18 protein-coding genes are annotated in these 21,088 nt (G+C 62.4%); 10 read left to right on the forward strand and 8 right to left on the reverse strand.

The genetic code is table 11. From position 1 onward, the window contains the following. The first annotated feature begins 20 nt into the window (after positions 1–20). From NE357_RS15950 to NE357_RS15990, 9 genes are all read left to right on the forward strand, one after another. Positions 21–980 (forward strand): AAA family ATPase, encoded by a 960-nt coding sequence (locus NE357_RS15950; protein ID WP_007913915.1) that lies wholly within the window; start codon positions 21–23, stop codon positions 978–980. A gap of 5 nt (positions 981–985) precedes the next feature. Continuing rightward, complete coding sequence (locus NE357_RS15955) at positions 986–1,930, forward strand: DUF58 domain-containing protein (protein WP_134826462.1); 945 nt, start codon at positions 986–988, stop codon at positions 1,928–1,930. After that, entirely contained in the window at positions 1,927–2,424 is a 498-nt protein-coding gene (locus NE357_RS15960; RefSeq protein ID WP_169430677.1) for a DUF4381 domain-containing protein, read from the forward strand. Before NE357_RS15955 ends, NE357_RS15960 begins: the two co-directional genes overlap by 4 nt. After that, entirely contained in the window at positions 2,417–3,496 is a 1,080-nt protein-coding gene (locus NE357_RS15965) for a vWA domain-containing protein (protein ID WP_169430678.1), read from the forward strand. Before NE357_RS15960 ends, NE357_RS15965 begins: the two co-directional genes overlap by 8 nt. Next, positions 3,493–5,229, forward strand: a complete 1,737-nt coding sequence (locus NE357_RS15970; protein ID WP_169430679.1) for a tetratricopeptide repeat protein — start codon at positions 3,493–3,495, stop codon at positions 5,227–5,229. The genes NE357_RS15965 and NE357_RS15970 overlap by 4 nt, the downstream gene beginning before the upstream one ends. Further along, positions 5,226–6,866 (forward strand): BatD family protein, encoded by a 1,641-nt coding sequence (locus tag NE357_RS15975; RefSeq protein WP_169430680.1) that lies wholly within the window; start codon positions 5,226–5,228, stop codon positions 6,864–6,866. The genes NE357_RS15970 and NE357_RS15975 overlap by 4 nt, the downstream gene beginning before the upstream one ends. Positions 6,867–6,961: 95 nt before the next feature. After that, entirely contained in the window at positions 6,962–8,206 is a 1,245-nt protein-coding gene (locus NE357_RS15980; RefSeq protein ID WP_169430681.1) for an exonuclease SbcCD subunit D C-terminal domain-containing protein, read from the forward strand. Further along, positions 8,203–11,844: an SbcC/MukB-like Walker B domain-containing protein gene (locus tag NE357_RS15985; protein ID WP_169430682.1), complete on the forward strand. Its 3,642-nt coding sequence runs from the start codon at positions 8,203–8,205 to the stop codon at positions 11,842–11,844. The genes NE357_RS15980 and NE357_RS15985 overlap by 4 nt, the downstream gene beginning before the upstream one ends. Then, on the forward strand, positions 11,841–12,425 hold the full coding sequence (locus NE357_RS15990) for a glutathione S-transferase (protein WP_169430683.1): 585 nt from the start codon (positions 11,841–11,843) through the stop codon (positions 12,423–12,425). Before NE357_RS15985 ends, NE357_RS15990 begins: the two co-directional genes overlap by 4 nt. A 5-nt stretch (positions 12,426–12,430) precedes the next feature. On the opposite strand, the gene NE357_RS15995 is transcribed toward NE357_RS15990, so the two are convergent. The 8 genes from NE357_RS15995 to NE357_RS16030 all read right to left on the reverse strand — a co-directional run bounded on the left by NE357_RS15995 (position 12,431) and on the right by NE357_RS16030 (position 19,079). After that, on the reverse strand, positions 12,431–12,688 hold the full coding sequence (locus NE357_RS15995) for a hypothetical protein (protein ID WP_169430684.1): 258 nt from the start codon (positions 12,686–12,688) through the stop codon (positions 12,431–12,433). Further along, on the reverse strand, positions 12,685–12,897 hold the full coding sequence (locus tag NE357_RS16000; protein WP_169430685.1) for a hypothetical protein: 213 nt from the start codon (positions 12,895–12,897) through the stop codon (positions 12,685–12,687). Before NE357_RS16000 ends, NE357_RS15995 begins: the two co-directional genes overlap by 4 nt. 254 nt (positions 12,898–13,151) lie before the next feature. Beyond that, positions 13,152–13,331, reverse strand: coding sequence for a hypothetical protein (locus tag NE357_RS16005; RefSeq protein ID WP_011334602.1), 180 nt, complete (start codon positions 13,329–13,331; stop codon positions 13,152–13,154). Positions 13,332–13,487: 156 nt separating this feature from the next. Continuing rightward, complete coding sequence (locus NE357_RS16010) at positions 13,488–14,663, reverse strand: lactonase family protein (protein ID WP_169430686.1); 1,176 nt, start codon at positions 14,661–14,663, stop codon at positions 13,488–13,490. After that, on the reverse strand, positions 14,660–14,968 hold the full coding sequence (locus tag NE357_RS16015; RefSeq protein ID WP_169430687.1) for a DUF5629 family protein: 309 nt from the start codon (positions 14,966–14,968) through the stop codon (positions 14,660–14,662). Before NE357_RS16015 ends, NE357_RS16010 begins: the two co-directional genes overlap by 4 nt. A 170-nt stretch (positions 14,969–15,138) precedes the next feature. Further along, positions 15,139–16,719 carry an aldehyde dehydrogenase (NADP(+)) gene (locus NE357_RS16020; protein ID WP_169430688.1) on the reverse strand — a complete coding sequence of 527 codons (1,581 nt, stop codon included), beginning with the start codon at positions 16,717–16,719 and terminating at the stop codon, positions 15,139–15,141. Positions 16,720–16,728: 9 nt separating this feature from the next. Beyond that, positions 16,729–17,721 (reverse strand): AraD1 family protein, encoded by a 993-nt coding sequence (gene araD1 / locus NE357_RS16025; RefSeq protein ID WP_169430689.1) that lies wholly within the window; start codon positions 17,719–17,721, stop codon positions 16,729–16,731. A gap of 35 nt (positions 17,722–17,756) precedes the next feature. Further along, the gene (locus tag NE357_RS16030; RefSeq protein ID WP_169430690.1) at positions 17,757–19,079 is read right to left on the reverse strand and encodes an MFS transporter; all 1,323 of its coding nucleotides are present in this window, start codon (positions 19,077–19,079) and stop codon (positions 17,757–17,759) included. A gap of 193 nt (positions 19,080–19,272) precedes the next feature. On the opposite strand from NE357_RS16030, the gene NE357_RS16035 reads away from it, so the two are divergent. Beyond that, positions 19,273–21,009, forward strand: coding sequence for an IlvD/Edd family dehydratase (locus NE357_RS16035; RefSeq protein ID WP_169430691.1), 1,737 nt, complete (start codon positions 19,273–19,275; stop codon positions 21,007–21,009). Positions 21,010–21,088: the final 79 nt, after the last annotated feature.

Genomic DNA, 21,088 nt, shown 5'->3' on the forward strand with positions numbered 1-21,088 from the left:
CTTTCCAGGAACAGTCATCGATGGAACATCGTGAAGCGCTGCTGGCGCTGCGAACCTTTCTTTCAACGCAGATTCTCGGCCAGGAAAAACTCATCGAGCGCTTGCTCATCGCCCTGCTCGCCGATGGCCACATGCTGGTCGAGGGCGCTCCGGGTCTGGCCAAGACCAAAGCGATCAAAGAGCTCGCCGAGGGCATCGAAGCCCAGTTCCATCGCATCCAGTTCACGCCCGACCTGTTGCCGGCCGACATCACCGGCACCGAGATCTATCGCCCGGAAACCGGCAGCTTCGTGTTCCAGCAAGGCCCGATCTTCCACAACCTGGTGCTGGCGGACGAAATCAACCGGGCCCCGGCCAAGGTGCAATCGGCGCTGCTCGAAGCCATGGCCGAACGTCAGGTCAGTGTCGGGCGCAGCACTTACGAGCTGTCGCCGCTGTTTCTGGTGATGGCCACCCAGAACCCGATCGAGCAGGAAGGCACGTACCCGCTGCCCGAAGCCCAGCTCGACCGCTTCCTGATGCACGTGAAAATCGGTTTCCCCGACGCTGCCGTCGAACGGCGGATCCTGCAACAGGCCCGGGGCGAAGCCCTGAACGGCGAAACCAAGCCCGAACGCCGGGTCAGCCAGCAGGCGATCTTCGCCGCCCGCAAGGAAATCCTCGGTCTGTACATGGCGGACGCCGTGGAGGAATACCTCGTGCAACTGGTCATGGCCACGCGTAACCCGGCCAAGTTCGACCCGGAAATGGCCGAGTGGATCGCCTACGGCGCCAGCCCGCGTGGCTCGATCGCCCTCGACCGCTGTGCCCGCGCCCACGCGTGGCTGGCCGGTCGCGATTTCGTCAGCCCGGAAGACATCCAGGCGGTGTTGTTCGACGTGTTGCGCCACCGCATCATTCTGTCGTTCGAGGCCGAAGCCGCCGGCATCGACCAGGATCGGGTGGTGCAACGGATTCTCGACGTCGTAGCCGTCGCTTGACCCCGATGAACGCCTCCCTGCCGTCCGAACCGGGCATCCGCATCAGCCTCGCCGAGCTGATCGAGATGCGTCACCGCGTGCGCGAAGTGCAGCTGTTTTCCACGCCGAGCCAGCGCAGCCCGCTGATCGGCCTGCACCACTCGAAATTCCGTGGTCGTGGTGTGGACTTCGATCAGGTGCGGGTCTACCAGGCCGGGGACGACGTGCGCACCATCGACTGGCGCGTCACCGCACGGACCCAGGAACCGCACACCAAGCTGTTCCATGAAGAACGCGAACGGCCGATTTTCATCATGGTCGAGCAAAGCACGCGGCTGTTTTTCGGCTCCGGACTGATGTTCAAGTCGGTGCTCGCGGCGCAGGCTGCAGCGCTGATCGGCTGGGCCGCGCTGGGTCACAACGACCGGGTGGGCGGACTGGTGTTCGGCGACAACGAGCATTACGAGATCAAACCGCGCCGCAGCAAGCAGAGTCTGCTGCAACTGCTCAACCGTCTGGTGAAAGTCAATCAGTCGCTGCACAGCGAGCGGGAGCCGGATCGCGATGCGTTTGGCGTGGCGCTGCGCCGGGCCCGCGAGGTGCTGCGACCGGGCAGTCTGGTGATCGTGATTTGTGACGAGCGCGCACTGAGCGACAGCGCCGAGCAGCAGTTGAGTCTGTTGTCGCGCCATTGCGATCTGCTGATGCTGCCGCTGTCCGATCCCCTGGACCACGCCCTGCCCGCCGCCGGACTGTTGAGGTTCGCCGAGCGCGGCGCGCAACTGGAACTCGACACACTGAATTTCGATCTGCGCCAGACCTACCGGGCCCAGGCTGAAGCGCGCATTGCCCGCTGGGAATTGCTCGCGCAGAAACTGCGGGTCTTGCTGATGCCCCTGAGCACCCAGAGCGAAATGGTCGAGCAGATGCGCGAGTTTCTCAACCCGCAGCGTCCGGGGAACGCTCGATGAACGGCCTCGAACAACTGCAACCGCTGATTTCTCCGCCACCGATCGCTTTCTGGCCGCCGGCTCCGGGCTGGTGGCTGCTGCTTCTGTTACTGCCGTTGATTGCCTTCGTGCTGTGGCGCCTGCGCCGTTTCATTCCGATCAAGAAAAAACCCGTCGTACGCGCCGAAATCCAGCTCGATCCGGTGCGCATTGCCGCGCTCGCAGAGCTGGCGCAAATGGTCAAACCCTACGACGGCGCACCGGCCGGAGCCTGGCTGCAGCAGCTCAACGGCCTGCTCAAGCGCCTGTGCCGCAACCATTACCCCTACAGCCAGAGTCATACCCTCAACGGGCGCAAGTGGCTGGCGTTCCTCGATAACCGTTGCCCTGCCGCCGGCCTGACCCGCTGGATGGTGCTGGTGGAAGGCGCCTACAAGCCCGAGTGCAAACTCGACGACAAGGCCATCGCCGGCCTGACGCAAGCCGTCGACACCTGGATCCGCAAGCATGTTTGAGTTCGCCTGGCCGTGGATCTTTGTGCTGTTGCCGCTGCCGTGGCTGATGCGCCTCGTGCTGCCTGTCGCCGACAGTGGCGAGCCGGCATTGAAGGTGAGTTTCCTCGGTGACCTGGAAGGCCTCGCCCGTCGCCGCGCCCGGGCCAATCTACCGACATGGCGCCAGCAGGCGCCGTTCATGCTGCTGTGGTTGTTTCTGTTGATCGCCGCCGCCCGCCCGCAATGGCTGGGCGAACCGTTGCCGATTGCCGCCAGTGGTCGCGATCTGCTGGTGGCGGTGGACGTGTCCGGCTCGATGGACTTTCCCGACATGCAGTGGAACGACGAAGACGTCAGTCGCCTTTCGCTCGTGCAGCATCTGCTCGGTGACTTTCTGGAAAGCCGCGATGGCGACCGGGTCGGTCTGATCCTGTTCGGCAGCCAGGCCTACCTGCAGGCGCCGCTGACGTTTGACCGGCGCACCGTGCGCGTGTGGCTCGACGAAGCGCGGATCGGCATCGCCGGCAAGAACACCGCGATTGGCGACGCGATCGGCCTGGCCCTGAAACGCCTGCGCATGCGCCCGGCGCAGAGCCGGGTGTTGATTCTGGTCACCGACGGCGCCAACAACGGCGGGGAAATTGATCCGCTGACCGCCGCCAGACTGGCCGCCAACGAAGGCGTGAAAATCTATCCGATCGGCATCGGTGCCGACCCTGAAGAAAGTGGCGCCACCGCCCTGCTCGGCGGCAATCCGACCCTCGACCTCGACGAGCCGGCACTCAAGGCCATCGCCGATGCCACCGGCGGCCGCTACTTCCGCGCCCGCGACGGCAAGGAGCTGCAAGCGATCAAGGACACCCTCGACCGACTGGAACCGGTGGCCCAGCAACCGACCCAGGCGCGCCCGGCCCAGGCGTTGTATCAATGGCCGTTGGCGCTCGCGTTGCTGTTGAGCATGTTGCTGGTTGCCCGCGAATTGTGGCCGGACAACCCGCTGCAACGACTGTTCACCAAGGAGCTGTATCTGCAAAGCCCACTGCCTGACTGGCGCGAACGCCTCAAGCGCCTGCGTTTGCGGAGGCGTCGATGATCGCGCTCTGGCCGCACTGGTTTCGTCCCTGGTGGCTGCTGCTGTTGCCGCTGCTCGGCTGGTTGATCTGGCAGCTCTGGCATCGGCAGAAGCGCGCCGGACGCTGGCAGATGATTCTGCCGCCGGCGTTCCATGCCGCGTTGCTCAGTGGCGGCAGCGGCCGCGACAGCAAGTTGCCGTGGGTGGCGTTGGGCGTTGCGTGGTTGTTGACGATCCTGGCGCTGCTCGGCCCGAGCTGGGAACGGGTCGAACAGACCAGCCAGAAACCGGCCGACCCGCTGGTGGTCGTGCTGGAGCTGACCCCGGAAATGCTCGCCACCGACTCGCCGCCGACCCGTCTGGAACAGGCCCGGCGCAAGTTGTTCGACCTGCTCAAAGCACGCAGCGACGCGCAGACCGCCATCGTGGTTTACGCCGGCAGCGCCCACACGTTGGTGCCGCTGTCGGACGACCTGGCCACCAGTCGCAATCTGCTCGATGCGCTCAAGCCGTCGCTGATGCCGGAAAGCGGCCACCGCGCCGATCTTGCAGTGAGCAAGGCGCTGGCATTGCTCAAGCAAGGGGCGCTGGGTCAGGGGCGCATTCTGCTGATCGGTTCATCCCTCTCGGAAGAAGAACGCCAAGGCATTCGTCGCGCATTGAGCGGGCAATCGGCGCAATTGCTGATGCTCGGCATCGGCACCGCCGAGGGCGCGCCTATTGCTCAGGAAGACGGCAGTTTCCTCAAGGACGCACAGGGTGCGATCCGCGTGCCGCAACTCGACAGCCCAGGTCTTGGCGCCTTCCTCAACGCGGTGGGTGGCGAGTATCACAGTGCCAGGCTGGATGAATCGGACCTGCGCAGCCTCGGCCTGCTCAATGGCCCGCGCAGCCTGCGCAACGACGGCCAGACCCTGCGTCTCGACACCTGGGCCGATCAGGGTTACTGGCTGCTGTTGCCGCTCTTGCTGCTTGCCGCGTGCGCCGGGCGCCGTGGCTGGTTGTTCTGTCTGCCGCTGCTCTTTTGTCTGCCGCAACCGAGCTACGCTTTCAATTTCGAAGACCTGTGGCTGCGCCCCGACCAACAGGGTTTGCATCTGTTGAAACAGAAGCGCCCGGCCGAGGCCGCGCAACACTTCGAAGATCACCAGTGGCAGGGGCTGGCGTTGTACGAGGCCGGCGATTACAGTGGCGCCGCCGAGCGTTTCGCCGAAGGCAGCGATGCCCGCGCGCACTACAATCGAGGCAACGCACTGGCGAAAAGCGGTGAGCTGGAAGCGGCGATCGACGCCTATGAACAGGCTCTGGAATTGCAACCGGACTTGCGTCCGGCACTGACCAACAAGGCGCTGGTGGAAAACCTGCTCAAGCAGAAAAACGCCCCGCCGCCCGCCGAGCCCGAAAAGCAACCGGCACAACAGAACGTGCCGGGCGACGAACCACCGCCCGCGACCGCGCCGCCACCGGCAATCAAGAATGACACGCCCAGCGAGGCCCAGCCTGCGGAATCGGCCAGCGAACCACCGCCGACCACCCCGCCGCAACCGGGGCCCAACGAACTGCCGGACAGCGCCCCGGACACGGAGCCGCACACCAGCCCGACGCTGAGCCCCGGCGAGGACAACCTCGAAGGCGAGCAGCGCCAGGCGCTGGAGCAATGGCTCGGCAAGATTCCGGACGATCCGGGCGAACTGCTGCGACGCAAGTTCTGGTACGAACAGCAACAACATCAGGATCAGGAAAACACTCGATGACCCGTTTCGCCGCCCTCTTGCTGCCCCTGCTGATCTGCACGGCCACCGCTCAGGCGGCCGAGCTGACGGCCAGTGTGGATCGCAGTCGCCTGAATTCCGGCGAGACGGTCGAACTCACCCTCGAATCCAACGATGTCACGCAGTTCGGCAAACCGGACCTGACCCCGCTCGAACCGCTGTTCGAAGTGCGCGGCACGCGTCAGGTCAACCAGTTGAACACGCTCAACAACGAGAACCGCGCCACCACGCGCTGGATCATCACCCTGTTGCCGAAACAGAATGGCAGCGTTGAAATTCCATCATTGAAACTGGGCGAAACCCAGAGCCAGCCAATCACCGTGCAGGTGGTCGAAAGCGACGTCCACGAAGAAAAGAATGTGCTTGATCCGGTGTTCATCGAGTCCAGCCTCGACCAGAGCAGCGTCTATGTGCAGGCCCAGGCCGTCCTGACCCTGCGCATCTACCATTCGGTGTCGCTGTACGACGACAGCAGCGTCACCCCGTTGCAGATCAACGATGCACGAGTCGAACAGCTGGGCGATACGCGCACCTACGAAAAAGACATCAACGGCGTGCGGCATGGCGTGATCGAAATGCGCTATGCGATCTTCCCGCAACACAGCGGCTTGCTGACCATCACCCCGCAGACGTTCAGCGCCACACGGGTGGACACTCAGCCTGCCAAAGACGCCAACGCACAGGGGCCGAAACCAGGCAAAGTGTTGCGAGTGACGTCTACGGAAATCCCGCTGACGGTCAAACCCAAACCGCTCACTTATCCGGCCGATGCGCCGTGGCTGCCGGCCCGCAGCCTGAGCCTGAGCGAGAGCTGGAACCCGGAACCGGATCACACCCAGGTCGGGGACTCCCTGACACGCAGCCTGACTCTCAAGGTCGAAGGCCTGGCCGGCTCGCAACTGCCCGCCCTGCCCGCCACCGAGGCCAACGGTCTGCGTCGCTACCCGGACCAACCGGTGCTGAACAATCAAAGCAGCGAGCGTGGCCTGATCGGCAGCCGTGAAGAACGCGAGGCACTGGTGCCGAGCCGCAGCGGTTCGATCGAACTGCCGACCGTGGATGTGGTGTGGTGGAACACCTTTGAAGATCATCTGGAACACACGAGCCTGCCAGCGCGCACCCTGCAAGTGGTGAACAATCCGAGCCTGCAGGTCGACACCCCGGCCGGCAGCGCGCAATCCTTCAACACCACCGACAGCGAAGCACTCTGGTGGTGGAAACTCAGCACGCTGGTTCTGGCGTGCACCACCCTGCTCGGCTTCGGTCTGTGGTGGCGCGCCCGCTGGCAACCGGCAATCCTTCGCGCCGCGCAAACCGGCCCGAGCCCGCGCACCCTGCTCGACGACATCAAACGCGCAAGCCAGGCCAACGACCCCCACGCCACCCGCCAGGCCCTCGACGCCTGGGCCCGTCAGCAGCCGGAGACTCTGGCGGATATGGCTGCGCGTTTTGTGCCGCTGTCGGATGCGCTCGATGGGCTGAACGGCGCGCTGTACAGCGAGACCGGGCAGCATTGGCAGGGAGAGGATCTGTGGCGGGCGATCCGCACGATTCCGACGGCGGAGCGGGTGCAGGATCCAGTTGGGGACAGTGGATTGCCGCCGCTTTATCCGAAGTAGTTGCAGTTCAATAGAAGCTTTTGCCCGTAAACTCTCTTCTTTTTTCGCCGCGTTTTTTCCTGCGGCCATCACCTCTTTATATTGCGGAGTCAGCCTTGCGTCTGTTTCACACCTCCGACTGGCACCTTGGGCAGAACCTGCACGGCCAGGAGCGCGATTTCGAGCACGCCTGTTTTCTCGAGTGGCTGCTGCGTCAATTGAAGCTGGCGCAGCCGGACGTGCTGCTGATTGCCGGCGACATCTTCGACACGGTCAATCCACCGGTCAAAGCCCAGGAACGCCTCTACGATTTCATCGTCAGCGCCCACGAACAGCAGCCGTTGCTGACCATCGTGATGATCGCCGGCAACCACGACTCCGGCTCGCGGATCGAACTGCCCGCGCCGTTGATGCGGCGTTTGCGCACCCATGCGTTGGGCCGGGTGATGTGGCTGGACGATGGCCAGCTCGATGCAGAACGTCTGTTGTTGCCGCTGCCGAATGCGTCCGGCGAGATCGCCGCGTGGTGCCTGGCGCTGCCGTTCCTGCGCCCGGCCGAGGTGACCGGCGCGCATTTGGGTGACAACTATCTGCGCGGCATTGGTCAGGTGCATGAATGGTTGATCGAAGCGGCCAACGCCAAGCGCCAGCCGGGCCAGGCGCTGGTTGCCATCAGTCATGCGCACATGGCCGGCGGTTCGGTGTCGGAAGACTCCGAACGCAGCCTGATCATCGGCAACGCCGAAGCCCTGCCCGCCAGCCTGTTCGGGTCGAGCATCAGTTATGTCGCGCTCGGGCATTTGCACAAGCCGCAGAAGGTCAACGGTGAAGAACGAATTCGCTACAGCGGCTCGCCGATCCCGTTATCGTTTTCGGAAATCAGTTATCAGCACCAGATTCTCGACGTCGTCCTGGACGGCGAAACCCTGGTCAGCGTCGAGCCGATACTGATCCCCCGTTCCGTCAATCTGCAACGCCTCGGCCCTGCGCCGCTGGCGCAAATCCTGCTGCAACTGGCCGATCTGCCGAACATCGATCTGCTGGCCGAAACCCAGCGCCAGCCATGGCTGGAAGTGCGCGTGACCCTCGACGAGCCGCAACCGGATCTGCGTCATCAGGTCGAAAGCGCTCTGCAAGGCAAGGCTGTGCGACTGGTACGAATCGCCGCCGAATACGCCGGCAACCGTGGCGCTGACGGCGCCGAGGACGGCAGTGTGTTGATCGAACTGGACCAGCTCACACCGCAGCAATTATTCAGCCGTGCCTGGCTCGACAATTACGGCAGCGAAGTCGACGAGCAAACCCTCAAGGACTTCGCCGAACTGCTGCAAGACGTACAAATGGAGGGCGAGCAGCCATGAAGATTCTCGCCATTCGCTTGAAAAACCTCGCTTCGCTGGCGGGCCCGTTCGAAATCGACTTCACCGCTGAACCGCTGGCCAGCGCCGGCCTGTTCGCCATCACCGGCCCCACCGGCGCCGGCAAAAGCACCTTGCTCGATGCCCTGTGCCTGGCGCTGTTCGGCGCCGTGCCGCGTCTGAACAACACCGGGCGTGACGCCAAGGTGCCGGACGCCGACGGTGAAATCGCCACCGGCGACCCGCGCACCCTGCTGCGTCGTGGTACGGGCGAAGGTTTTGCCGAGGTGGATTTTGTCGGCGTCGATGGCCGCCGCTACCGCGCACGCTGGGAAGCCAACCGCGCCCGGGAAAAGGCCGGCGGCAAGTTGCAGGCCAGCCGTCAGAGCCTGCGCGACATCGATCAGGATCAACTGCTCGCCAGCCAGAAAGGCGAGTACAAGGTTCAGCTCGAAGCCGCGCTGGGCCTGAACTTCGAACAGTTCACCCGCGCCGTGCTGCTGGCCCAGAGCGAGTTCAGCGCCTTTCTCAAGGCCGACGACAACGACCGCAGCGAACTGCTGGAAAAACTCACCGACACCGCGCTCTACACCCGCCTCGGCCGTCGCGCGTTCGACAAGACCAAAGAGGCTCGCGAGGCCCACAAGCAGTTGCAGGATCAGGCCACCGGTGTGACCCCGCTGCCGCCCGAAGCCCGCGCCGAACTCGACGAGCGCTTCAACGCTGCCCAACAGCAATTGAAGTTGCAGCAGGCCCAGCTCAAACAGCTTGAGCAACAACACACCTGGCTCAAGGATCTGCACCTGTTGCAGGACGCCCGACAAGCGGCGGCCGAGCAGTTGCAGAGCGCTGAACACGAACGCCAAGCGCTGGCCGGCGAACGCCTGCGACTGACGCACCTTGAACAGCTCGCCCCGCAACGGCATCAGTTTGCGCGCAAGGCTGAAATCGATGCCTTGCTGATGCCGCTGACGGCGCAGATCAGCTCACATACGCTGCAACAAGGCGAGCTGACTGAGCGCCAGACGCAACTTGAACAAGACCTCGGTGCTGCACAAATCGCCCTGACCGAAGCGCAGAAGCAACAGAGCGAAAGTGCACCGTTGCTGCGTCAGGCTTTCGATGAGCAAAGCACCCTCGCCCGTCTGGCCAGGGATGTCGCCTCCGGCACTGAAGCCAAGCAGGCCGCCGAACAGGCCTGCACCCAGGGCCAGAGCACAATCCAGGCCCTGCTCGATCAGCAAACGCAGGTCGCCGAGCGCCTGCAACGAATCGCCGCCGATCTGGAGCAAAGCACTCATCTGGCACCGTTGAGCGAAGCCTGGAATGCCTACCGCGACCGCTTGCAGCAATTGATGCTGATTGGCAACCGGCTGAACAAGGGCGAAAGCGAACTGGCGAATCTCGAACAGAACGCCGCCCGTGCCACCGAAGAACTGGCCACACAAAAGCAGCAACTCGAAGTGCTGTTCAAGGAGGCCGGCGCCGAGCCGGATGCCGTCGCCGAGCAGATCGGCATCCTCGGCACTCTGTTGCAGGACAACCGCAAACAGCTGCGCGCCGTCGAAGAGCTGACGCGCCTTTGGGCCAGTCAACAGGAGCTGGACAAACGCAGTGCCGAGTTGCAACAGCGTCAGCTCGATGCGCAACAGGAGCGCGAGCGCCTGACTCAGGACGGGGTGAAAACCAGGTCCGAACTGACGGTCGCCGAGCAAACCCTCAGCGTCACTCGTGAGTTGCTCGAACGCCAGCGTCTGGCCCGCAGCGCCAGTGTCGAAGAGCTGCGCGCGCAATTGCAGGACGACCAGCCGTGCCCGGTGTGCGGCAGCAACGAACATCCGTATCACCAGCCGCAAGCCCTGCTGCAGAGCCTCGGCCGTCACGATGAAAGCGAGCAGGCCAACGCGCAGCAAGCGGTCGATCAACTGAAGGAAAAACTCACCGAACTGCGTACCAGTGTCGGTGGTGTCATTGCTCAACAAAAAGAGTTGCTGCAACAGCAGGAACAACTGGCGGCACAACAGCTGGCGCTGACGCCGAGCATCGAGGCTCATCCGCTGGCAGCGCAGTTGCTCAATCAGGACAGCGACAAACGCGCTGCCTGGCTGACTCGCCAGAACGATCAGCTGAACCAGAGCATCACCCAGGACGAACAGCGCCAGACCGCCTTGCTCACACTGCAACAGGACGCGGCGCGCCTGACCCAGCAATTGCGTCACGCCGAAACCGCGCATCAGCAAGCAACCCAGCACCTGAACAATCAGCAGCGCGAGTTGAGCGCTGACCGGCAGCGTCTGGACGAAGAACTGGCAGCCTTCGCCACGCTGCTGCCCGCCGAGACTCACGAAGCCCTGCGCGCCGAACCGGCCGCGACCTTCATGCAACTCGACCGGCAGATCGCCGAGCGTCTGGCGCAAGTCGATCAGCAAAAGGAAGAGCTGGCCGAACAGCAACAACGCCAGCAGACGCTTGAAAAGGAACAGGATCGTCAGCAAAGCCGCGTGCAGCAACTGCAAACCGCTGAGCAACAGCTCAACGCACTGACCGCTCAGCAACAGGCCAGCCAAGAGAAACTCACGCAGTTGCTGGGCGATCACACCCGCGCCGAACACTGGCAGCAGCAACTGGAACAGGCTGTGGAACAGGCACGCAACGCCGAATCCACCACGACTCAGGCGCTGCAAAGTGTACGCACGCAGCTTGTGCAAATGGCCGCCGAGCTCAAGGCGCAGCAGGAACGCGTGCTAGCGCTGGAAACCGAAGAGCGTGATCTGGCCGGCAAGATTGCCGACTGGCGCGCTCGCCACCCGGAACTGGATGACGGCGGCCTGGAAGATCTGTTGCGGATCGATGACGCGCAGGTCGGCGAGCTGCGCGAGCGTTTGCAGCGCAACGAAAAGGCCCTGGAACATGCCAAAGTGCTGTTGCAGGAACGTGATCGCCAGTTGCTCGAACATCAGGCGCAGCACAACGGCAACCTCGACGCCGAACAACTCGCCGCGGCCCTCGCCGACTTGCAGAACCAGTGCAGCGCGAGCGAACAGCGCTGCGCCGAACTGCGTGCCGAGCAAGTCGAAGATCAGCGCCGGCAGAACGCCAACTCCGCGCTGGCGCAGCAGATCGCCGACGCCAATGCCGAGTATCAACGCTGGGCACGACTCAATGCACTGATCGGCTCGGCCACCGGCGACACCTTCCGCAAGATCGCCCAGGCCTACAACCTCGACCTGCTGGTGCATCACGCCAACGTGCAGCTGCGGCAACTGGTCAAGCGCTATCGCCTCAAGCGCGGCGGCAGCATGCTGGGTCTGCTGGTGATGGACACGGAAATGGGCGACGAACTGCGCTCGGTGCATTCCCTTTCCGGCGGCGAAACCTTCCTGGTGTCGCTGGCCCTCGCACTGGGTCTGGCCTCGATGGCGTCGAGCACGCTGAAGATCGAATCGCTGTTCATCGACGAAGGTTTCGGCAGCCTCGATCCGGAATCCCTGCAACTGGCCATGGACGCCCTCGACGGTTTGCAGGCTCAGGGCCGCAAGGTCGCGGTGATTTCCCACGTGCAGGAAATGCATGAGCGGATTCCGGTACAGATTCAGGTGCAGCGCCAGGGCAATGGTTTGAGCACGCTGGAGGTGAAATGAACACGCTGTATTCCTTCCGCCGCTGCCCGTACGCGATGCGGGCGCGGATGGCCCTGCGGTATTCGGGCGTGCCGGTTGAGATCGTCGAAGTCAGCCTCAAGGCCAAACCGGCGGAGATGCTGGCGATCTCGCCCAAGGGCACGGTGCCGGTGCTGGATGCGGGCGGTCAGGTGATCGATGAGAGCCTGGAAATCATGCGCTGGGCGCTGGCGCAGAATGATCCGGATGACTGGTTGCTGGGTGGCGATTCAAGGACTGCCGAGTTGATCGAAGCCAACGATCAAGTGTTCAAGGTTCACCTGAATCGCTACAAGTACGCCGAGCGCTACCCGGAACAGCCGATGGAAGTTTATCGGGCGGAAGGTGCTCTGTTCTTGCAGAAACTGGATGAGTTGCTCGAGGGTCGCGATTACTTGCTGGCCGGGCATCCGAGCCTGGCCGATATCGCGCTGTTGCCGTTCGTTCGCCAGTTCGCCCATGTTGATCGTGACTGGTTTGCGACAACGCCTTATGAGCGATTGCAGGCGTGGTTACAGCGCTTTCTTGAGTCGGATCTGTTTACCGCCATCATGAAAAAGTAAGCACCTTACGCCAGCACCTGGCACATGCCGATGGCCGAGCAATCCACTTGGAACGGTCCGAGAAAACTGGCTTCGGTTTTCACCGGTGGATTGCCGGCCAGCAGCCCCAATGCATTGGCCCGTTCGATATTGTGCGCGATGGTGTGGTTGGCCTCTATGGCCCGGGCCAGTCCGCCGACTGAACCCTGACCGAACCCCAACAGGGACGCGCCATTGGTCATGATCGCCAGACCGGCGATGATCCAGAATCTGTAGCCTTTCATGCTCCGACGGCTCCTGCGAGTTCAACTGAATCCGCTGCTGCGCTTTGCGAGCGCAGTTCGAACTGGACGCCGGGATGCGCGACCTGGATCGGGGCTTCCAGGCTGTGTTGCGATTGGGACGCGAGGCTGACGAACAGCACCATGACCAGGTACAGACCGATGGCCACGTAGGCGCCGCGTTTGGCGGAAGTGATGATTGAAGTGGCCATGATGTGTGCTCCGTGGACAATGTTTCGAGGTCCACAGAATCGATCAAAAAAGCCGGGGTAACCACTCAGGGATTGGCATAGTAACCATCAGCTTCGTTGATTATTTAGCCGATCTATCTCGTCGTTCGAAAATAGCTATCGTCGGTCGCTGCGCAGGCAAAAAACTGCCCAAGGCTGCGATCTTTTGATTTTGCTTTTGGGAAACAAGATCAAAGGATCGCAGCCTTGGGCAGTTCCAGGGCGTGACGGAAATTTCAGTGTTGAGCTTTGTGATCCAGCGCGGCGTAGAAGTTCGCGCTTTGTTGCAGGTATTTCTGGGTGTAGCTCTGGGTGTGGGATTTTTTATCGCTGATTTCAACGTTAGCGCTGGCTGGCAGAGCCACGGTGGCGGAGATGGCGGAAGCGGCGATGATCGAGAAGAGATTGAAGTTCATGGCGGTAACCCTCGTGTTCAGTTGGCTTGCTTGCCCGGTTGGGCCGTGAAGCAAACTTAACGCTCGAGGGTCGCTCGCTTGAAATGCTTTGCAACATTACCTGTTATCAGCAGGATTAATACAATGCTTCAGGCCCCGTAGACCGGGGCCTGCGGCTTATTGACGCAGCAGAAACTTGAGGTCGCTCGGCGCATCCATCGGCAGTTTTTGCACGGTTTTGCCCAGCAGACCGGTCTTGCCGTCGCGCTCGACCACGACAATCTGGTTGCTCTTCTGGTTGGCAATCAGCAGGAATTTGCCGCTTGGATCGAGGCTGAACTCACGCGGGTGATCACCTTCCACCGAGCGTCGCTGCAATTCCTTGAGCTGGCCGCTGGCCGGGTCGATGGCGAACACCAGCAACTGATTGGCGGTGCCACGGTTGCTGACGTAGAGAAACTTGCCATCGGCAGACGCATGCAACGCAGCAGCGGCCTTGTCCGAAGTCGGCTGGCCGGCAGCCAGATCGACCATTTGCGTCTGGGTCAGCACGCCGTCCTTGTAATCGAACACGGCAACCTGGGCGCTCATTTCCATGGTCAGCCAGGCATGCTTGCCATCAGCGCTGAACAGCAAATGACGCGGCCCGCTGCCTGCTGGCAATTGCACCGAGGCGGTTTTCGCCGGAGTCAGCGGCAGGTCCGCATTGGCTTTCGGGTCGAACTGGTAGATGAAGACCTTGTCCGCGCCCAAGTCGGCGGAGAACACATAACGACCGTCCGGCGAGGAAATCGTCGAGTGCACGTGGTTCGAAGCCTGACGCTCAGGGTTGACCCGACTCGCCGGGTGCGCGCTCATTTGCACCACCGGTTTGAGTTTGCCGTCGCTGCCCACCGGCAACACGGCGAGCGTGCCGCCCGGGTCCTCGACCACCGAGTAGTTGCTGACGAACAGATGACTGGCGTCGCCGCTGAGGCTCGAATGGGTTGGCTCGTTGCCCAGGCTCTGCACCTGATTGATCAGGGTCAGGGCGTGGGTCTTGGGATCGATCGAATAACTGCTGACGCGACCGACCGGGTCTTTCTGGCCTGGACCGTTTTCGTTGACCACGAACAGCCGGTGCTGATCCTTGGACAGGGTCAGCCACGACGGGTTTTCGCTCTTGATCACTTGCAGCGGTTTGGCGTCGATCTGGCCGGTGGCGCTGTCGAAGTTCATCCGGTAGATGCCCTGGCTGGTGCCGGCAGTGTAGGAACCGACCAGCAACTGGAAGCTCTCGGCCGAGGCGCTGGAAAGGCCCATCGCGCCGACGCTGCCGGCCATCAGCAATGGCCAGAATTTACGCATGTTCATTCGGTTTCATCCTCGTCGTCGGCGCTGCTGAGTACGTCGCCGAGGCAGACCAGACGGTGTTCGCCAACGGTTTTGGTGTCGCTGGCAAAACCGATGATCAACCAGCTCTGCAGGTCCTGATCAAACGTCGCCGCTGCCACCTGAGCCGGGGTGAACTCCCAATGCTTGGCTTCCCGGCCATCGATGCATTCGATGTGCAGGTTGTCGTCTTCATCGAGGGCGAATTCGAAAGCGTGCAGGCCGTCGATTTCGACCATACCGCAGTGTTCGAGGGCGTTGAGAAGGGTGTCGGTTACGGCAGTCATGGCAATCATGTCTTTCAGGGGGAAAGGGGCAATGATAGCTCAATGTGGCCGCTGAGCTCTCCCTGTGGGAGCGAGCCTGCTCGCGATTGCAGAATGTCAGGCGACATGAATGTCGACTGATACACCGCTATCGCGAGCAGGCTCGCTCCCACATTGACTGGGTTCGGCGGTTAGAGGGCTTCGCGCGATGGCTTGCCGTCCACCAGCCGCTGAATGCGCAGCGGATTGCCGTTTTTCAGCGGTTCCGGCAGCAGACTGTCGGGGTAGTTCTGGAAGCACACGGGGCGCAGGAAACGATCGATGGCCAGGGTTCCGACCGATGTGCCGCGAGCATCGGACGTCGCCGGATACGGCCCGCCGTGAACCATCGAATCGCACACTTCAACCCCGGTCGGGTAGCCATTGAGCAGGATCCGCCCGACCTTCTGTTCCAGCAACGGCGTCAGTTCCGGGAACAGCGCGAAGTCTGCCGGCTCGCCGATGATCGTCGCCGTGAGCTGCCCGTGCAGGCCATGCAGTGCAGCGCTCAACTGCGCCTGATCGGCCACTTCGACGATCACCGTGGTCGGGCCGAACACTTCTTCCTGAAGCACTTCATCGCCATCGATCAACAGGCTGACATCGGCCTTGAACAACTGCGGCTGCGCCTGATTGCCCTGCTGTGGATTGCCGGCCAGATGCTTGATGCCTGGGTGTGCCAACAACTTTTCCAGGCCCTTGCCGTAGCTGCCGAGAGTCCCGGCATTGAGCATGGTTTGCGCCGGTTGATCGCCGATCAGCGCGGCGACTTGCTCAACAAACGCCGTGAACTGTGGCGAGCGAATCCCGATCACCAGACCCGGGTTGGTACAGAACTGACCGCAGCCCTGCACCACCGACGCGGTCAGATCGCGAGCGACGGTTTCCGAACGCACGGCCAGGGCCTGGGGCAACACGATCACTGGATTGATGCTCGACATCTCGGCGAACACCGGAATCGGTTGAGGGCGAGCAGCGGCCATGTCACACAGCGCCCGTCCGCCCTTCAGCGAACCCGTAAAACCGACGCCTTGAATGGCAGGATGCTTGACCAGCCATTCGCCCACTCCGCCACCATAAATCATGTTGAACACACCGCCCGGCATCGCGGTTTTCTCTGCTGCACGAATTACCGCATCGGCCACGAGTTCGGCTGTGGCCATATGGCCGCTGTGAGCTTTGAACACCACCGGACAACCGGCAGCCAGCGCCGAGGCTGTGTCGCCACCGGCGGTGGAAAATGCCAATGGAAAGTTGCTCGCGCCGAACACCGCCACCGGGCCGAGACCAATGCGGTATTGGCGCAGATCAGGACGCGGCAACGGTTGACGATCCGGCAGCGGCAGGTCGATGCGCGCACCATAGAAGTCACCGCGCCGAAGGACTTTGGCGAACAAGCGCATCTGGCCGCTGGTGCGACCTCTCTCACCTTGAATCCGCCCGGCCGGCAGTGCGGTCTCGCGGCAGACCACGGCGACGAAATCATCGCCCAGCGCATCCAGCTCATCGGCAATCGCATCGAGAAACTGCGCGCGGCGTTCGGCGCTGAGGCTGCGATACGTTGGATACGCCGCCGCAGCGGCTTTGGCGGCAGCGTCCACTTCCGCTTCCGTGGCCTGAATGAAATCGTGGGGCAGTGCCTCGCCCGTCGTGGCGTCGATGCTGTGCAGTTTGACGCTACCGGCGGCGCTGCGACGCCCGCCGATGTAGTTGTGACCGAGAATCTGAGTCATGGGATCTCCTTAAAGGGTGCCGATGCTGTCCGGTTCGAATGCCGCTGCGACCGGGGCGATGCCGTTGACCAGCGGAGCGCCGAATTCGGCCTGGCTGATCTCGAACACGTCGCCGGGTCGAGTGCGAATGCCATCGGCGAACGACAGGGTCGCGGTGCCGAAGAAGTGAATGTGTACGTCACCGGGACGCAGGAACTGGCTGTACTTGAAGTGGTGGTATTCGAGGTTCGCCAGGCTGTGGCACATGTTGGCCTCGCCGCTGAGGAACTCGTTTTGCCACAGCACTTCGCCGTCGCGCAGGATGCGGCTGGTGCCGGCCAGGTGTTGCGGCAATTCACCGACGCGCAGCTCAGGGCCGTAGCTGCAACTGCGCAGTTTCGAGTGGGCCAGGTACAGGTAATTCTTGCGTTCCATGACGTGATCGGAGAACTCGTTGCCCACCGCGAAACCGAGGCGATACGGCTTGCCGTCGTGGCCGATGATGTAGAGGCCGGCCATCTCCGGCTCCTCGCCGGCGTCTTCGGCAAACGGCGGCAGCGGGAACGGCTGACCGGGACGCACGACAATGCTGCCATCGCCCTTGTAGAACCATTCCGGTTGCACCCCGGCCTGCCCCGCCGCCGGTTTTCCACCCTCCACGCCCCACTTGAAGATGCGCATGGTGTCGGTCATCGCTGCTTCGTCGCCGGCCTGCTGGTGCATCTTGTCCCGGGCCGATGCGCTGCCCAGGTGCGTGAGGCCGGTGCCGCTGACCAGCAGGTGCGCCGGGTCCGGATGGTCCAGCGGCGGCAGGATGCGCAGGTCTTTGAGCAACTGCGCGTAATCGTGACTGATACCGAGGCCGAGGGATTGCACTTGTTGCGCCAACGTACTGCCGGCCTCGATTGCCGCCAGTGCCAGATCACGTACGGTGTGAGCATCCTGCACTTCACGCACCAGACCGCCCTCGACCACCCCGACACGGCGCTCGCCGCTACTTAATTCGAATTGAACCAGATGCATGATGTTCTCCTGTTGAAACAAATCCCGGATCGAAATCAGGTGCGTGTCGCACCGCGTGCGCTCGCTGCAAATTGCTCGACTGGCAGCACATGCTTGCGCTCCAGCAAGCGATAGACGACGCCCGTCAGAACCAGCCCGAACACCATCACCCCGGACAGGAAGTACAGGCCCGAAGCGAGGTTGCCGGTGTATTCCTTCAACGCGCCAATCACGAACGGCCCGATGTAGCCGCCGAGGTTGCCCACCGAGTTGATCAAGGCAATGCCCGCCGCCGCGCTGGCGCCGGCAAAGAAACGTCCCGGCAAGGTCCAGAACACCGCCGTGCAGGAAAACAGCGCAAACGCCACCAGACACAATGCCGCCAGTTGCGCCACCGGCAACGACAGCCAGGCACTGAGAAACAGGCCGATGGCGCCCAGCACATAGAGCACCGCCAGATGACCGTAGCGATCATTCATGCGGTCGGAACTGCGCGGCACGATCAGCAACCCGATGATCCCGAAGATGTAGGGCACCGATGACACGAAACCGGTCACCAGATCGCTGCCGCCGAACTGTTTGATCAGGGTCGGCAGCCACAGGCCAAGCCCATAGATGCTCAGGGTCACCGGCAGATAGAACAGCGCCAGCAGCAACACCCGTTTGTCTTTCAGCGCATGCAACGGATTGCCGTGGCGGGTCTGGCCGTATTCCTGCAGATCCTTTTTCAGTTCGCCGGTAAGCCAGTCTTTCTCGGCCTGATCCATCCATGTCACTTGCTGCGGGCCGTCCGGCAGCCAGCGCAATACCGGCCAGGTCAGCAGGATCGCAGGAGTACCGATGACGATGAACAGCCACTGCCAGCCGTGCAGACCAAGAATGCCGTCCATGCCCAGCAGGCCACCGGACACGGGGCCGGTGATCATCATTGCGATGGGTTGGGAAAGGATGAACAGCCCGAGGATCTTGCCGCGATGGCGCACCGGAAACCATTGGGTGATGTAGTACAGAACGCCGGGAAAGAATCCCGCCTCCGCCGCGCCGAGCAGAAAGCGCATCACGTAAAAACTGTGTGGGCCCTGGACGAACGCCATGCCGATGGTGATCGCGCCCCAGGTGATCATGATCCGCGCGAACCAGCGCCGCGCACCGAAGCGTTCGAGCATCAGGTTGCTGGGGATCTCCAGCAGAAAATAGCCAATGAAAAACAGCCCGGCACCGAGGCCGTAGGCAGCATCGCCAATGCCGATGTCGGCGCCCATGTGCAGCTTGGCGAAGCCGACGGCGGAGCGATCCACATAGGCGATCAGGTACAGCAGGATCAGAAAGGGAATCAGTTTCAGCGTGATGCGCCGGACAAGCCGCAGTTCCTGGCTCATGGGATCGGTCTCCGATTGTTGTTTTTATGGAACCTCGGGGGACGCCTCTCGCGGAAAACCGCCAGGGCCATCCCTCCGTCGAAAAGAACTATATAGTAATACTAATTACCCAACAACACTTCCAAAACGTCGATTTTGCGCTTATGTTTAGCCGAGGCTCGCAAACAATAGTCTTACAATAAGAGAATCGATCATGTCTGATAAGAAACCCACCCTGCGCTCCGCCCAATGGTTTGGCACGGCCGACAAGAACGGCTTCATGTACCGCAGCTGGATGAAGAATCAGGGCATCGCCGACCATCAGTTCCATGGCAAGCCGATCATCGGCATCTGCAACACCTGGTCGGAACTGACGCCGTGCAACGCGCATTTCCGCCAGATCGCGGAGCACGTCAAACGCGGTGTGATCGAGGCTGGTGGTTTTCCGGTGGAATTCCCGGTGTTCTCCAACGGCGAATCGAACCTGCGCCCGACCGCCATGCTCACCCGCAATCTGGCGAGCATGGACGTCGAGGAAGCGATTCGCGGCAACCCGATTGATGGCGTGGTGCTGCTGACCGGTTGCGACAAGACCACCCCGGCCCTGCTGATGGGCGCGGCCAGTTGCGACGTGCCGGCCATCGTCGTCACCGGCGGGCCGATGCTCAATGGCAAGCACAAGGGCAAGGACATCGGCTCCGGCACCGTGGTCTGGCAGCTCAGCGAACAGGTCAAGGCCGGCACTATCACCATCGACGACTTCCTGGCGGCCGAGGGCGGCATGTCCCGCTCGGCCGGCACCTGCAACACCATGGGCACCGCATCGACCATGGCCTGCATGGCCGAAGCGCTGGGCACATCCCTGCCCCACAACGCGGCGATTCCGGCAGTGGATGCGCGGCGTTATGTGCTGGCGCACATGTCCGGCATGCGTGCGGTCGAGATGGTGCGTGAAGACCTTAAACTGTCGAAGATCCTGACCAAGGAAGCCTTCGAGAATGCGATTCGGGTCAACGCGGCGATTGGCGGTTCGACCAACGCGGTGATCCATCTCAAAGCCATCGCCGGGCGCATCGGTGTCGAACTTGATCTGGACGACTGGACCCGCATCGGTCGCGGCATGCCGACCATCGTCGACCTGCAACCGTCCGGGCGTTTCCTGATGGAAGAGTTCTATTACGCGGGCGGCTTGCCTGCGGTGCTGCGTCGACTCGGCGAAGCCAATCTGATCCCCAATCCGAACGCATTGACCGTCAATGGCAAATCCATCGGCGAGAACACCAAGGATGCACCGATCTACGGTGAAGACGAAGTGATCCGCACCCTCGACAATCCGATCCGCGCTGACGGTGGCATCTGTGTATTGCGCGGCAACCTGGCGCCGCTGGGCGCGGTGCTCAAACCCTCAGCCGCCACGCCGGAACTGATGCAGCACCGTGGCCGAGCGGTGGTGTTCGAGAACTTCGACCTGTACAAGGCGCGCATCAACGACCCGGAACTGGACGTCGATGCCAACTCGATTCTGGTGATGAAGAACTGCGGGCCGAAGGGTTATCCGGGCATGGCCGAAGTCGGCAACATGGGTTTGCCGGCCAAACTGCTGGCCCAGGGCGTGACCGACATGGTGCGCATTTCCGATGCGCGCATGAGCGGCACGGCGTACGGCACCGTTGTGTTGCACGTCGCCCCGGAAGCGGCGGCCGGCGGGCCTTTGGCGGTGGTCAAGGAAGGCGACTGGATCGAACTGGACTGCGCCAGCGGGCGTCTGCACCTGGATATTCCGGACGCCGAACTGGCGGCACGCATGGCGGATCTGCAACCGCCGCAGCAGTTGTTGGTGGGTGGGTATCGTCAGTTGTATGTCGACCATGTGCTGCAGGCGGATCAAGGTTGCGATTTTGATTTCCTTGTCGGCTGTCGAGGTGCTGAGGTCCCTCGCCACTCGCACTGACACCACCATGCCTCCTGTGGGAGCGGGCTTGCTCGCGAAAGTGGAGTGTCAGCAACCTGTGTTTGTCTGACACGCTGCT

Source organism: Pseudomonas sp. G7(2022), assembly GCF_052660475.1.